This is a genomic window from Leisingera coralii, assembly GCF_049056525.1.
GTDB lineage: Bacteria > Pseudomonadota > Alphaproteobacteria > Rhodobacterales > Rhodobacteraceae > Leisingera > Leisingera coralii.
On the sequence record NZ_JBHUPT010000059.1, the window covers coordinates 14,487 to 26,882 of the forward strand.

15 protein-coding genes are annotated in these 12,396 nt (G+C 63.5%); 8 read left to right on the top strand and 7 right to left on the bottom strand.

The window, feature by feature from the left end; all coding sequences use genetic code 11:
* The first annotated feature begins 3 nt into the window (after positions 1-3).
* The 4 genes from ACFMBG_RS17590 (at position 4) to ACFMBG_RS17605 (ending at position 3,422) form a co-directional block, all read left to right on the top strand.
* On the top strand, positions 4-1,206 hold the full coding sequence (locus ACFMBG_RS17590; protein ID WP_421056003.1) for a branched-chain amino acid ABC transporter permease: 1,203 nt from the start codon (positions 4-6) through the stop codon (positions 1,204-1,206).
* A gap of 12 nt (positions 1,207-1,218) precedes the next feature.
* Positions 1,219-1,974 (top strand): ABC transporter ATP-binding protein, encoded by a 756-nt coding sequence (locus ACFMBG_RS17595; RefSeq protein WP_421056004.1) that lies wholly within the window; start codon positions 1,219-1,221, stop codon positions 1,972-1,974.
* A gap of 12 nt (positions 1,975-1,986) precedes the next feature.
* Positions 1,987-2,742, top strand: coding sequence for an ABC transporter ATP-binding protein (locus ACFMBG_RS17600; RefSeq protein ID WP_421056005.1), 756 nt, complete (start codon positions 1,987-1,989; stop codon positions 2,740-2,742).
* Positions 2,743-3,236: 494 nt separating this feature from the next.
* Complete coding sequence (locus ACFMBG_RS17605; RefSeq protein WP_421056006.1) at positions 3,237-3,422, top strand: hypothetical protein; 186 nt, start codon at positions 3,237-3,239, stop codon at positions 3,420-3,422.
* Between the two features lie 177 nt (positions 3,423-3,599).
* Here the strand turns inward: ACFMBG_RS17605 and ACFMBG_RS17610 are convergent, their stop codons facing one another.
* Positions 3,600-5,096, bottom strand: coding sequence for a class I adenylate-forming enzyme family protein (locus tag ACFMBG_RS17610; RefSeq protein WP_421056007.1), 1,497 nt, complete (start codon positions 5,094-5,096; stop codon positions 3,600-3,602).
* 88 nt (positions 5,097-5,184) lie between these two features.
* On the opposite strand from ACFMBG_RS17610, the gene ACFMBG_RS17615 reads away from it, so the two are divergent.
* The 4 genes from ACFMBG_RS17615 to aat all read left to right on the top strand — a co-directional run bounded on the left by ACFMBG_RS17615 (position 5,185) and on the right by aat (position 8,442).
* A complete protein-coding gene (locus ACFMBG_RS17615) occupies positions 5,185-5,721 on the top strand; it encodes a LuxR C-terminal-related transcriptional regulator (protein WP_421056008.1) in 537 nt (178 codons plus the stop codon).
* A 157-nt stretch (positions 5,722-5,878) separates the two neighbouring features.
* Positions 5,879-6,376: an acetyl-CoA carboxylase biotin carboxyl carrier protein gene (accB, locus tag ACFMBG_RS17620; protein WP_421056009.1), complete on the top strand. Its 498-nt coding sequence runs from the start codon at positions 5,879-5,881 to the stop codon at positions 6,374-6,376.
* A gap of 9 nt (positions 6,377-6,385) precedes the next feature.
* A complete protein-coding gene (accC, locus tag ACFMBG_RS17625; protein WP_421056010.1) occupies positions 6,386-7,735 on the top strand; it encodes an acetyl-CoA carboxylase biotin carboxylase subunit in 1,350 nt (449 codons plus the stop codon).
* A 74-nt stretch (positions 7,736-7,809) separates the two neighbouring features.
* Complete coding sequence (gene aat / locus ACFMBG_RS17630; protein ID WP_421056011.1) at positions 7,810-8,442, top strand: leucyl/phenylalanyl-tRNA--protein transferase; 633 nt, start codon at positions 7,810-7,812, stop codon at positions 8,440-8,442.
* Here aat and ACFMBG_RS17635 read toward each other — a convergent pair.
* The 6 genes from ACFMBG_RS17635 to ACFMBG_RS17660 form a co-directional block, all read right to left on the bottom strand.
* Complete coding sequence (locus ACFMBG_RS17635; RefSeq protein WP_421056012.1) at positions 8,406-8,768, bottom strand: DUF2155 domain-containing protein; 363 nt, start codon at positions 8,766-8,768, stop codon at positions 8,406-8,408. The two genes, aat and ACFMBG_RS17635, sit on opposite strands and share 37 nt — an antisense overlap.
* Positions 8,765-9,217 carry an outer membrane lipid asymmetry maintenance protein MlaD gene (gene mlaD / locus ACFMBG_RS17640; RefSeq protein ID WP_421056013.1) on the bottom strand — a complete coding sequence of 151 codons (453 nt, stop codon included), beginning with the start codon at positions 9,215-9,217 and terminating at the stop codon, positions 8,765-8,767. Before mlaD ends, ACFMBG_RS17635 begins: the two co-directional genes overlap by 4 nt.
* A 23-nt stretch (positions 9,218-9,240) precedes the next feature.
* Positions 9,241-9,627 (bottom strand): NADH:ubiquinone oxidoreductase subunit NDUFA12, encoded by a 387-nt coding sequence (locus ACFMBG_RS17645; protein ID WP_366661761.1) that lies wholly within the window; start codon positions 9,625-9,627, stop codon positions 9,241-9,243.
* Between the two features lie 135 nt (positions 9,628-9,762).
* A complete protein-coding gene (locus tag ACFMBG_RS17650; protein WP_421056014.1) occupies positions 9,763-10,128 on the bottom strand; it encodes a RidA family protein in 366 nt (121 codons plus the stop codon).
* Between the two features lie 66 nt (positions 10,129-10,194).
* Positions 10,195-11,463, bottom strand: a complete 1,269-nt coding sequence (clpX, locus tag ACFMBG_RS17655) for an ATP-dependent Clp protease ATP-binding subunit ClpX (RefSeq protein WP_421056015.1) — start codon at positions 11,461-11,463, stop codon at positions 10,195-10,197.
* Positions 11,464-11,612: 149 nt separating this feature from the next.
* A complete protein-coding gene (locus ACFMBG_RS17660; protein WP_421056016.1) occupies positions 11,613-12,245 on the bottom strand; it encodes an ATP-dependent Clp protease proteolytic subunit in 633 nt (210 codons plus the stop codon).
* Positions 12,246-12,396: the final 151 nt, after the last annotated feature.

The following is a 12,396-nucleotide window of genomic DNA, read 5'->3' on the forward strand; positions in this document are numbered from 1 at the left end:
GACATGTTCGGACTGGACAAAAGAGACACTTCCCTGCTGATCATCGTCGCCATCCTGACGCTGTTTGCCCCCTTCATCCTGAACCCCTTCCCCACCGGCAGCGCCATGGCGCAGTTCAACGCGGGCTATCCGGACCTGATGCAGCGGTTCGTGATCTTCGGGATCTTCGCCATCGGCTTCAACATCCTGTTCGGCCTCACCGGCTACCTGTCGTTCGGCCATGCGGCCTTCCTCGGCGTCGGCTCCTACTCCGCCGTCTGGATGTTCAAGCTCATCGGCATGAACGTGATCCCGGCGATTGTGCTATCGGTAATCGTCGCGGGCCTGTTTGCGCTGCTCATCGGCTTCATCAGCCTGCGCCGCTCGGGCATCTATTTCTCGATCCTGACGCTGGCGTTTGCGCAGATGTCCTTCAACCTCGCCTATTCGGTGCTGACACCGATCACCAACGGCGAGACCGGCCTGCAGCTGACGCTGGAAGACCCGCGCATCCTGGGCGTCTCCGCCACCGCGGACGGCTCGATCCCCGTGACCAACCTGTTCGGCCTTGAAATGCGCTCCACCTTCGAACTGGCGCTTGGCCCCTGGGCCTTCCAGTTCAACGCGGGCTACTACCTGTGCGCGCTGATCATGCTGGCCGCCTTCTACCTGGCGATCCGCATCTTCCGCTCGCCCTTCGGCATGATGCTGCGGGCGGTGAAATCGAACCAGCAGCGGATGAACTACACCGGCCTCAACACCCGGCCCTACACCCTGGCGGCCTTTGTGATCTCCGGCATGTATGCGGGTCTTGCAGGCGGGCTGATGGCCTCTATGGACCCGCTGGCGGGCGCTGAGCGGATGCAGTGGACCGCCTCCGGCGAGGTGGTGCTGATGACCATCCTGGGCGGTGCGGGCACGCTGATCGGCCCGGTGCTGGGCGCAGGCTTCATCAAGTACTTCGAGAACATCTTCTCCAAGATCAACGACAACGTGCTGCACACCTGGTTCAGCTTCCTGCCCGACGGGATGGAGGACGCGGTGGTGTTCCTGATCCACCCCTTCATCGGCAAGGGCTGGCACCTGACCCTGGGCATCCTGTTCATGCTGGTGGTGATCTTCCTGCCCGGCGGCCTGGTTGAGGGCGGCCAGCGGATCAAGGGCTGGCTGCGCGGCCGCAAGGTCAAAGACAGCAACGCCTCTGGCGAAACCAACCCCGCGGAATAAGGAGACAGAACAATGGGTATCCTTGAAGTCAAAGACGTGGGGAAACGGTTCGGCGGCCTGCAGGCGCTGTCCAACGTGAACCTCAGCGTCAAGGAAAACTCGGTCCACGCGATCATCGGGCCGAACGGCGCAGGCAAATCCACCCTGTTGAACTGCCTGGTGGGCAAGCTGATCCCCGACACCGGTTCCGTCATGTTCGACGGCCAGTCGGTGCTGGGCCGCGCCCCTTACGAGATCAACCAGATGGGCATCAGCCGGGTGTTCCAGACGCCCGAGATCTTCGGCGACCTGACGGTGCTGGAAAACATGATGATCCCCTGCTTCGCAAAACGGGACGGCGCGTTTGAATTGAATGCCCTGTCCGCGGTGCTGCGGCAGAAGGACATCCTGCAAAAAGCCGAGCACATGCTGGAGGAGATGAACATGGCGGACAAGCGGCACATGCACGCCGCCGCCATGTCCCGCGGCGACAAGCGGCGGCTGGAGATCGGCATGTGCCTTTCACAAGAACCGCGCCTGCTGCTGCTGGACGAACCGACTGCGGGCATGGCGCGGGCCGACACCAACAACACCATCGACCTGCTGAAACAGATCAGCGACGAGCGCGACATCACTATCGCCATCATCGAGCACGACATGCACGTGGTGTTCAGCCTCGCCAACCGGATCACGGTTCTGGCCCAGGGCACCCCCTTGGTCGAGGACGACCCGCAGAACATCCGCGGCAACCCGAAGGTGCGCGAAGCCTATCTGGGCGAGTCGGCGTAAGGAGGAACCAATATGAACGTCAAACCCGATTTCTCCAAGAACGCCAATGTGGCCTCCACCGCCCCGGCCTTCCTGTCGGTCTGGGATGTGCACGCCTACTACGGCGAGAGCTACATCGTGCAGGGCATCAACTTCAACGTCCATGAGGGCGAGATCCTGGCGCTCTTGGGCCGCAACGGCGCGGGCAAGACCTCGACCCTGCGCTCGATCGCGCGCACCGGCTCACCCATGGTGACACGGGGCGAGATCTGGCTGGACCACAAGCCGCTGCATAAGATGACCTCGTATGAGGCCGCCGCCGAGGGCTTGGGCCTGGTGCCCGAAGACCGCCGCATCATCCCCGGCCTGACGGTTGAGGAAAACCTGCAGCTGGCGCAGATCGCCCCGCCGATCGGCTGGTCGCTGGAACGCCTTTACGACCTGTTCCCGCGCCTCGGCGAACGCCGGAAACAAGAGGGCGTGACCCTGTCCGGCGGCGAGCAGCAGATGCTGGCGATTGCCCGCGCGCTCGCCCGCGACATCAAGGTGCTGCTCTTGGACGAACCTTATGAGGGCCTCGCCCCGGTGATCGTGGACGAGATCGAAAAGACCCTCATCCACATCAAGGAACAGGGCATGACAACCATCATTGTCGAGCAGAACGCGGTCCGTGCCCTGGAACTGGCGGACCGTGCCGTGATCCTCGATACCGGCGGCATCGTCTTTGACGGCACCGCCGCCGAGGTTCTGGCGAACGAGGAACTGCGCGCCGAATACCTGGCGATCTGAGGCGCGCCCCAAGAATTCATCTCCGTCTTGCCGGCCACCCGCGTGCCGGCAGTGGCAGACTGAGGCTGGCTCTTCCTGGGTCGGCCTCCTTTTTTTGGGGGGCAGCAGCTGTTCTTGCGTGCGGCAAACATCAGTTTCCCACTATAAACCCTGGTGGTACTCGTTAGCGTTTCTGCGCTTTTCCAACTTGGCGCCTCTTCTTCCCTGCCGCTCCGGTTCCGATGTCTCAGCCACGGCCCGCGCCATTCCGGTGCGGTTTCTGACAGAACACAGAAAGGACATCCGGTTCGCCATGCGCTGAAACTCCGCGCCCTTGCAGTCGCCCTGCCCGCCGCAGCCGCATAGGCTTCCAGCGGCACACCCAGCGCCGGAACCCAGGCCACGATCCGCGAACTTCTGACCGGTCAGGGCAATGACGTGCGCAAGATCGAAACTGAAGACGGCCTGGACGCGGCCCAGGCTGTGAAGGACGGCAACTCAGCAGAGACCTGACAATGCGCCAGAACCGGCAAGACCCGGCCAAACCCTGGATCCTGATTGCCATCATCGCCGTGCAGCCCCTCTGCGCGGCGGTGTTCCTGGGCGGCATGATCGCCGATCCGGCGGGCTTGAGGCCGGTGATGCGGAGACCGGAGAAGGGCCGCACGCCTATTTCGAGAGGCTGGCGGCGGCCATCGTGATCGAGACCCGCATCCTGATGTGGCCGGTGCGGCGCAAGGCGCAGCTGAAGGCAATTTACCGCAAGTCCGCCACCGGAAACCGGGCTGAGCTGGTGAACTTCCTGACCGGCACCATGATGGGGCAGCGGCAGCCGGATACGGGCCAAAGCGCTGCTGCCCGCCCGGCCCGATCCGGCGTCAGACCATCTTCCGCAGCTTGGTCTTCAGCACCTTGCCGTAGTTGTTCTTGGGCAGGGCTTCGATGCGGATATAGGCCTTGGGCCGCTTGAACCGGGCGATCTGGCTGTTGCACAGATCGTCCAGCTCCGCCTCCGGTGCATCGCCCACAACAAAGGCCACCACTTCCTCGCCCCAGTCGGCATGGGGCCGCCCCACCACCGACACTTCCCGCACCTGCGGGTGCATCAGCAGCACCTCCTCCACCTCGCGCGGATAAACGTTAGAGCCGCCGGTAATGATCATGTCCTTGGAGCGGTCCTGCAGGGTCAGATAGCCGTCCGCGTCCAGCACCCCCATGTCACCGGTCATCAGCCAGCCATTGACCAGTGTCTTGGCGGTAGCCTCCGGGTTGTCCCAATAACCCGGCATCACAGCATCGCCGCGTACCATGATTTCACCGTGTTGACCTGCGGGCAGGAACTCCCCCTCCGGGGTACCGATCCTTACCTCCACCATGCTTTGCGCCCTGCCGACACTGGCCAGCCGCTCCTTCCAGCGGGGGTGCGTTCGGTCCTGCACGTCATGGCGCGGCAGCGCGGTGATTGCCATCGGGCATTCGCCCTGGCCGTAAACCTGTACGAAGACCGGTCCGAAATGCTCAACCGCCTCGATGATGTCGGCCACATACATCGGCCCGCCCGCATAAACCACGGTGCGCAGCCCCTCCCCCTTGCGGCCCAGCCGTTTGGCTTCCGAAGTCATTCTTGTGACCATCGTGGGTGCTGCAAACATGTGGACGCGCCCGAAATGCGCGGCGAGGCCGAAGATTTCCGCCTCGTCAAACCCGCCCGACGCCGGGCAGACATGCCTCGCGCCGGCCAGTACATGCTGGATCGCGTAGATGCCCGCCCCATGGCTCATCGGCGCGGCATAAAGCGCGTGATCCTCTGCACTCACCTGATCCACATCTGCAAAATAACCAATGGCCATGTTCATCAGCATCCGGTGGGTAATCATCACCCCCTTGGGCCGCCCGGTGGTGCCGGACGTATAGAACAGCCAGGCCAGATCCCCCGGCAGGCGCGAGCCGGGTTCCGCCACCGGATCCGCTTGCATCGCAGCCGCATAATCCGCGCTGGTGATATCCACGCAACGGACTTTGGCCTCTGTTTCCTCAACGGCCCCGGTCAGGCCCGGCGACGAGAACACCAGCCCGGCACCTGAGTTTTGCAGGATGAACTCCGCCTCCTTGCCGTGCAGCTTGGCATTGATCGGCACAGCAGCCGCCCCGGCGTACCAGATGCCATAAAGCGCGATCAGGTAATCCGGGCAGTTCTTCATGAAGATGCCCACCCGGTCACCCGGCTGAATGCCCTGCCCCAGCAGCCAGCCCGCCACCGACGCCGCCCGCGCATGGAACTCCGCGTAATCCGCCACCAGTTCCTGCCCAAGATACAGCGCAGGCCGGGCGCCCTCCGCCGCTGCCATCCGCTGCAGCCAAACTGCTATGTTCATTTGCTCCTCCCGATGCCCATTTGCCCGCCATAAGGCGCGCCGCGGCACCCCCTTCAATTTCCCGGAACAACCGGGCTAAGAATACCATATGAGCGATCTTGCCTTTGACCATGCCCCCGTGGGCCTTGCCGTGCTGGAACGCCGCGTCATCACGCGGTGCAATCTGCAGTTTGCCGCCACCTTCGGCGGCGCGCCGGCGGACTACACCGGGATGCTGGTGGCCGAACTCTACCCCAGCCAGGAGGATTTCAACCGCATCGGCGCGCTGCTGCAGCGGCCTGAGGCGCAAAGCGGCAGCTACAGCGACGAGCGCATTATGCGCCGCCGCTCCGGCGCCTTGTTCTGGTGCCGGGTGCGCGGCCGTTCGGTCACGCCACAGGCGCCGTTCCAGACCGGAATCTGGTCCTTTGCCGACATTTCCGACGACCGCCCCGTCGTTTCCCTCACCCCGCGCGAACGTGAGGTGGCGATCCTCACCTGCAAGGGGCTGTCGGCCAAGGAAATCGGCAAGCAGCTTGACCTGTCCTACCGCACCGTGGAAAGCCACCGTGCGCATCTGCTGCAGAAATTCGGCGCCCGCAAACTGCCGGAACTGGTGGCAAAACTGACCGGAATGCCGCTTTAGGCAGGAATTTCCCGCCGCCAATTGCGAATCCGCGCCATAGACCTCATGTTACGGCGCAGTTCAGGAGTGCTTTCCTTGCGGTAATCCTTGCCCTATAAGCGCCCTAATTTCCTGCCTGCCTTAACCGGCGGGCCTGTCGGAATTGGCTGAGGACAATATGACAAACAAAACTCACGAAGCTGACGTGGCATTCATCAAGGCGCTGGCGGAGCTGCTGCGCGAAAACGATCTGACCGAGCTGCAGGTCAAACGCGACTACGGCGATGATGACAGCCTGAACGTGCGCGTGTCGCGCCAGACCGCGATGGCTGCGGCCCCGATGCAGGTACAGGTTCCTGCCGCGGCTGCCCCCGCGCCGGTTGCCGCCGCAGCCGCGCCTGCCGCTGCCCCCGCAGCTGCCAATGACGATCCGGCCAGCCACCCCGGCGCCGTGACCTCGCCGATGGTCGGCACCGTGTACCTGCAGCCCGAACCGGGCGCACCCTCCTTTATCTCCGTGGGCAAGCAGGTCAGCGAAGGCGACACCCTGCTGATCGTCGAAGCCATGAAGACCATGAACCACATTCCGGCGCCGAAATCCGGCACCGTGAAGCGCATCCTGGTCGAAGACGGCGCCGCCGTCGAATTCGGATCGCCCCTGGTCATCATCGAATAAGGATCTGCCATGTTTGACAAGATCCTGATTGCCAACCGCGGCGAGATCGCCCTGCGCGTGATCCGTGCCTGCCGGGAAATGGGCATCAAGTCGGTCGCGGTGCATTCCACCGCCGACGCCGACGCCATGCACGTGCGCATGGCCGATGAATCGGTCTGCATCGGCCCGCCGTCCGGCGCCCAAAGCTACCTGTCGATCCCGGCCATCATCTCCGCCTGCGAGATCACCGGCGCCCAGGCCATTCACCCGGGCTACGGCTTCCTGTCGGAAAACGCCAATTTCGTGCAGATCATCGAGGACCACGGGCTGACCTTCATCGGCCCCTCGGCCGAGCACATCCGCATCATGGGTGACAAGATCACCGCCAAGGAAACCGCCAAGAACCTCGGCATTCCGGTGGTTCCCGGTTCCGACGGCGGCGTGCCCGACATTGCGACCGCCAAGACGGTGGCCGCCGACATGGGCTACCCGGTGATCATCAAGGCGACCGCCGGCGGCGGCGGCCGCGGCATGAAAGTGGCGAAGAACGAGAAAGAGCTGACCTCTGCCTTCTCCACCGCCCGCTCCGAGGCCAAGGCCGCCTTCGGCAATGACGAAGTCTACATGGAGAAATACCTCCAGAAGCCGCGTCACATCGAGATCCAGGTCTTCGGCGACGGCAAGGGCACCGGCGTGCATCTGGCCGAGCGCGACTGCTCCCTGCAGCGCCGCCACCAGAAAGTGTTCGAGGAAGCCCCCGGCCCCTGCATCACCCCGGAAGAGCGCGCCCGCATTGGCAAGATCTGTGCCGACGCGGTCGGCAAGATGGGCTATTCCGGCGCCGGCACCGTCGAGTTCCTCTATGAGGACGGCGAGTTCTACTTCATCGAGATGAACACCCGCCTGCAGGTGGAGCACCCGGTGACCGAGGCCATCTTTGGCGTCGACCTGGTGCGCGAGCAGATCCGGGTGGCCGAAGGCCTGCCGATGTCGTTCACCCAGGACGATCTGGAGATCAACGGCCACGCCATCGAAGTGCGGATCAACGCCGAGAAGCTTCCGAATTTCTCGCCCTGCCCGGGCAAGATCACCCAGTACCACGCCCCCGGCGGCCTGGGTGTGCGGATGGATTCGGCGCTCTATGACGGCTACTCGATCCCGCCGTACTACGACTCGCTGATCGGCAAGCTGATCGTGCACGGCCGCGACCGGACCGAGGCGCTGGCGCGCCTGAACCGCGCCCTGGGCGAGCTGATCATCGACGGCATCGACACCACCGTGCCGCTGTTCCATGCGCTGCTGCAGGAGAAAGACATCCACACCGGCGAGTACGGCATCCACTGGCTGGAACGCTGGCTGGAAGAGAACACGCCGGGCTGAAATCTCACGGGGCGCGCCATTGGCTGCGCCCCGTTTTACTTTTCCCTGCATTTTCCCGTTATACTGCCAGCACCATGAGCTTGACTGCGGACCTCCTGCTGCACGCCTATTCCGCCGGTGTTTTCCCGATGGCCGAACACCGCGACGATCCGGACGTGTTCTGGGTCGATCCCAAGCGGCGCGGGATCCTGCCGCTGGACGGCTTCCGCATCTCCCGCTCCCTGGCCAAGCGCATCCGCAACGGCGGCTTTGAAATCACCGTGAACTGCGACTTTGCCGGGGTGGTGGACGGCTGCGCCGACCGGGCCGAGACCTGGATCAGCGCCGAAATCCGCGACCGGTATCTGGAGCTGCACACCATGGGCAACGCCCATTCTCTGGAAGTCTGGCATCAGGGTATCCTGGCCGGCGGCACTTATGGCGTCTCGCTGGGCGGTGCGTTTTTCGGCGAAAGCATGTTCTCGCGCCGCCGCGACGCCTCCAAGGTGGCGCTGGCCTATCTGACCGACCGGCTGGTGCAGGCGGGCTACAGCCTGTGCGACACCCAGTTCCTGACGCCGCACCTCGCCTCGCTCGGCGGCATCGAGGTCAGCCGCGCCCGCTACCGCGCGCTTCTGCGCGACGCCCTGTCAATAGATGCTGATTTCACGCGCCCCGACGTTCCCGCGCCTCAGCTGCTGCTGCAGCGGATGACCCAGACGTCATAACGGCTGTGATCCAGCGCGTTCAGCGCCGGGCTGGAGGCGATCATCCACCCCTCGAACTGCACCGCGCCGTCACTAGGATTGCGCACAGTGAGATAGGCAAAGGCATCCCCCGTAGGGTTCTCCGCCGGGTATCGGCACTCCGACACGGTGACCAGCAGCCCGAACATCTCCGCGCTGGCGCCAATGGCAACCTCGGCGTCCATGCTGTGACCGTTGACCTTGTCGAGCGCCCGCAGCACCGCGGCAGTCCCCTGTGCCGCCTGCTCCTGCCCCCAGGCGGGCAGCGCCAGCATGGCGGCGGCCAGGGCAGCGGTCAGCCGTTTCACGACTCTTCCCCGCCGCCTGCCACGAATTTGACCAGCAGCGAAATCAGGCTGACGGCACCTTGGGTGTCCTCGATCTCATCCCCCGGCTCAAATGCGAAAGGCGAGCCGCCAGGCATGATCTCGACGAAATTGCCGCCGAGCAGACCTTCGGAGGAGATGACCACCGCACTGTCATCGGGGATTTCGATCCCTTCCTTCACCGAAAACATGGTGTCGGCCCGGAAGGTTTCCGGGTTCAGATCAACACCGGTCACGGTGCCGATCTTGACGCCCGCCAGCCGCACATCGGTGCCGACGCTGACCCCTTCCAGCGACCGGAAAGACGCGGTCAGGTCATAGGTGGCGCCGGCGCGCGACAGGCCCGCTGCCTGCCCCGCATAGACGGCAAACGCAACCGCAGCGGCCAGCACAACGCCGCCGGCAAAGACTTCAGTAGGATTGTGGGACATGAAACCAGCCTTCTGGCAAATGTTTATTCCGGCACCCAGGCCTCGTAATCGCGGCGTTCCTTGGGCTCGCCGCCCGCGCGGATGGAGCCGGCCGGCGCATAGGCCATCATGGTGCCGGTCAGGTTTTCCTGATGCGGCTTTTCCCAGGCCTTGTGCTTCAGCGGCTTCTCGCTCGGCACCTCGTCAAAGGTGCGGTGCAGCCAGCCGTGCCAGTCCGGGCTGACGCGAGAGGCTTCCGCTTCGCCGTTGAACATCACCCAGCGCTTGCTGTCGTCGGCATTGCGGTAAAACACATTGCCCTGGTCATCCTCGCCCACCTTGATCCCCTTGCGGGCGGTGAAAATCGCGGTGTTCAGGGTGGAGCCGTTCCACCAGGTCACAGCGCGCAGAAGAGTGTTCAGGATTCCCATGGGTGCCTCCGGAGTTTTCCGACCTTGATATGGCCCAATTTCCCGCCAAGGTCCAGTGGCTTGCGCCTTTGCTGGAGGCCTCCCGGCGGGAAGGGGCTGTTTTGCCTCAGCCCCGTTTACGGGGCGTTTACCGGCTCAGCTTTCCGCCGGTGCCAGCGCCGTCACCTCGATCTCGATGCGGAACTTGGGATCGATCAGATTGCACTCGATCATCGTTGCCGCCGGCGGGTTGGCGCCAAAGGTCTCGGCCAGAACCGGCCAGCAGGGCTCAAACTCCGCTGCATCCGGCAGGTAGTAGTTCACCCGCACCACATCGGCAAAGCTGGCACCTGCCTTCTCCAAGGCTCCGCCAATTGTGTCCAGCGCCGACCGGCACTGCGCCACAACGTCCTCGCCCTGGCCGACAGTGCCGGCCACATGCACAAAACCGCCCGCAACCACGGCGCGGCAATAGCCGATCTTGGCTTCGAACTCACCGCCCGAAGAAATCCGCTTGATCATGTCTCTCTCCTCAACATGAAAACGGCGCGGAAAATACCGCGCCGTTTTGATAAAACCTTTGGTCTATCAGCCTGCAGACGCCGGCTCTTTCTCGGCATCCGCGTGGATCATCAGCGGCTGCGCTTCAGAGGTCACCGCCTCTTCGTTCACAACCACCTTGGTCACGCTGTCCATGCCCGGCAGATCGAACATGGTATCCAGCAGGATGTCCTCCATGATCGAGCGCAGGCCGCGGGCGCCGGTCTTGCGTTCGATCGCCTTGCGGGCAATCGCCTTCAGTGCCTCGTCGGTGAAGTCCAGCTCGGTGTCTTCCAGTTCGAACAGGCGCTGGTACTGTTTGACCAGGGCGTTCTTGGGCTGGGTCAGGATGGTGACCAGCGCGTCCTCGTCCAGGTCCTCCAGCGTCGCCAGAACCGGCAGGCGGCCGACGAATTCCGGGATCAGGCCGAATTTCAGCAGGTCTTCCGGCTCCAGGTCCTGGAAGATCTCGCCAACACCGCGCTCGTCATTGTCGCGCACATCGGCGCCAAAGCCCATCGCCGAACCCTTGCCGCGCTGCGCGATGATCTTGTCGAGGCCGGCAAAGGCGCCACCGCAGATGAACAGGATGTTGGTGGTGTCCACCTGCAGGAATTCCTGCTGCGGATGCTTGCGCCCGCCCTGCGGCGGAACCGAGGCCACAGTGCCTTCCATCAGCTTCAGCAGCGCCTGCTGCACACCCTCGCCCGACACGTCGCGGGTGATCGAGGGGTTCTCCGACTTGCGGGTGATCTTGTCGACCTCGTCGATATAGACGATGCCACGCTGCGCGCGCTCGACGTTGTATTCCGACGCCTGCAGCAGCTTCAGGATGATGTTCTCGACATCCTCGCCCACGTAACCGGCTTCGGTCAGCGTGGTGGCGTCAGCCATGGTAAAGGGCACATCCAGGATCCGCGCCAGCGTCTGCGCCAGCAGGGTCTTGCCGCAGCCGGTGGGGCCGATCAGCAGGATGTTCGACTTCGCCAGTTCGATGTCCGACCCCGCCTTCTGGGCGTGATTCAGTCGCTTGTAGTGGTTGTGCACGGCAACCGAAAGCACCCGCTTGGCGGTTGCCTGGCCGATCACATAGTCGTCCAGCACCTGGCAGATGTCCTTGGGCGTCGGCACCCCGTCGGTGGCCTTCAGCCCGGAAGCCTTGGTCTCTTCACGGATGATGTCCATGCACAGTTCAACGCATTCATCGCAAATGAACACGGTGGGGCCTGCGATCAGCTTGCGCACTTCATGCTGGCTCTTGCCGCAGAAGCTGCAATAGAGGGTGTTTTTGCTGTCGCCGCCTGAATTCGTCGCCATGGTCTACCTTTCAGTCCGCCCGGTCCGCTGCGCCCGCGCCGCGGGGCAATTCATCTTTCTGCCAGCTTAAGCCAGTGCTTAGGCCGCCACAATGTGAAAGTGCGCCCCAAATTCACCGCGGGGCACACCGCTGTTCACAAGAGCAGGCGTCAGGCCTGCTCGTCATCGCCCCTGGCGCGGTTCTCAACGATCTCGTCGATCAGGCCGAATTCCTTGGCCTCTTCCGGCGACATGAAGTTGTCGCGCTCCAGCGCGTTGACCACGGTGTCGTAGTCCTGGCCGGTGTGCTTGACGTAGATCTCGTTCAGGCGCTTCTTCAGCTTCAGGGTCTCTTCGGCGTGGATCATGATGTCGGTCGCCTGGCCCTGGAAGCCGCCGGAGGGCTGGTGCACCATCACGCGGGAGTTCGGCAGCGAGAAGCGCATGCCCTTTTCGCCCGCGGTCAGCAGCAGCGAGCCCATCGACGCCGCCTGGCCGATCACCAGGGTCGAGACCTTGGGCTTGATGTACTGCATGGTGTCATAGATCGACAGGCCGGAGGTCACCACGCCGCCGGGGCTGTTGATGTACATCGAGATTTCCTTGGACGGGTTTTCCGCCTCAAGATGCAGCAGCTGCGCCACGATCAAGGAGCTCATCCCGTCGTGAACCGGGCCGTTCACAAAGATGATCCGCTCCTTCAGCAGGCGGGAAAAGATGTCATAGGCCCGCTCGCCCCGGCTGGTCTGCTCAACCACCATCGGGACCAGGGTGTTCATGTATGTTTCTCTGGGATCAATCATTTCGACCTGCCTGCGTTGTTTATGTCCGGCACCATACCCGACAGTGTGTTACCCGAGTCTTAGTATCGCCCCTTTTGACCTGCAAGGGGCGGCTGGCATTTTACGCTGCCGCAATCCTGCATCCGGTGTCGCAATCCGCTGGAACGCTGTC

What these genes read in the sequence shown, in the direction of transcription:
- aat (WP_421056011.1), top strand. Translation starts at nt 7,810, where the DNA reads ATGAGCTTGACTGCGGACCTCCTGCTGCACGCCTATTCCGCCGGTGTT.
- ACFMBG_RS17610 (WP_421056007.1), bottom strand. Translation starts at nt 5,096, where the DNA reads ATGAACATAGCAGTTTGGCTGCAGCGGATGGCAGCGGCGGAGGGCGCC.
- ACFMBG_RS17615 (WP_421056008.1), top strand. Translation starts at nt 5,185, where the DNA reads ATGAGCGATCTTGCCTTTGACCATGCCCCCGTGGGCCTTGCCGTGCTG.
- ACFMBG_RS17590 (WP_421056003.1), top strand. Translation starts at nt 4, where the DNA reads ATGTTCGGACTGGACAAAAGAGACACTTCCCTGCTGATCATCGTCGCC.
- ACFMBG_RS17660 (WP_421056016.1), bottom strand. Translation starts at nt 12,245, where the DNA reads ATGATTGATCCCAGAGAAACATACATGAACACCCTGGTCCCGATGGTG.
- clpX (WP_421056015.1), bottom strand. Translation starts at nt 11,463, where the DNA reads ATGGCGACGAATTCAGGCGGCGACAGCAAAAACACCCTCTATTGCAGC.
- mlaD (WP_421056013.1), bottom strand. Translation starts at nt 9,217, where the DNA reads ATGTCCCACAATCCTACTGAAGTCTTTGCCGGCGGCGTTGTGCTGGCC.
- accB (WP_421056009.1), top strand. Translation starts at nt 5,879, where the DNA reads ATGACAAACAAAACTCACGAAGCTGACGTGGCATTCATCAAGGCGCTG.
- ACFMBG_RS17645 (WP_366661761.1), bottom strand. Translation starts at nt 9,627, where the DNA reads ATGGGAATCCTGAACACTCTTCTGCGCGCTGTGACCTGGTGGAACGGC.
- ACFMBG_RS17595 (WP_421056004.1), top strand. Translation starts at nt 1,219, where the DNA reads ATGGGTATCCTTGAAGTCAAAGACGTGGGGAAACGGTTCGGCGGCCTG.
- ACFMBG_RS17605 (WP_421056006.1), top strand. Translation starts at nt 3,237, where the DNA reads ATGCGCCAGAACCGGCAAGACCCGGCCAAACCCTGGATCCTGATTGCC.
- accC (WP_421056010.1), top strand. Translation starts at nt 6,386, where the DNA reads ATGTTTGACAAGATCCTGATTGCCAACCGCGGCGAGATCGCCCTGCGC.
- ACFMBG_RS17650 (WP_421056014.1), bottom strand. Translation starts at nt 10,128, where the DNA reads ATGATCAAGCGGATTTCTTCGGGCGGTGAGTTCGAAGCCAAGATCGGC.
- ACFMBG_RS17600 (WP_421056005.1), top strand. Translation starts at nt 1,987, where the DNA reads ATGAACGTCAAACCCGATTTCTCCAAGAACGCCAATGTGGCCTCCACC.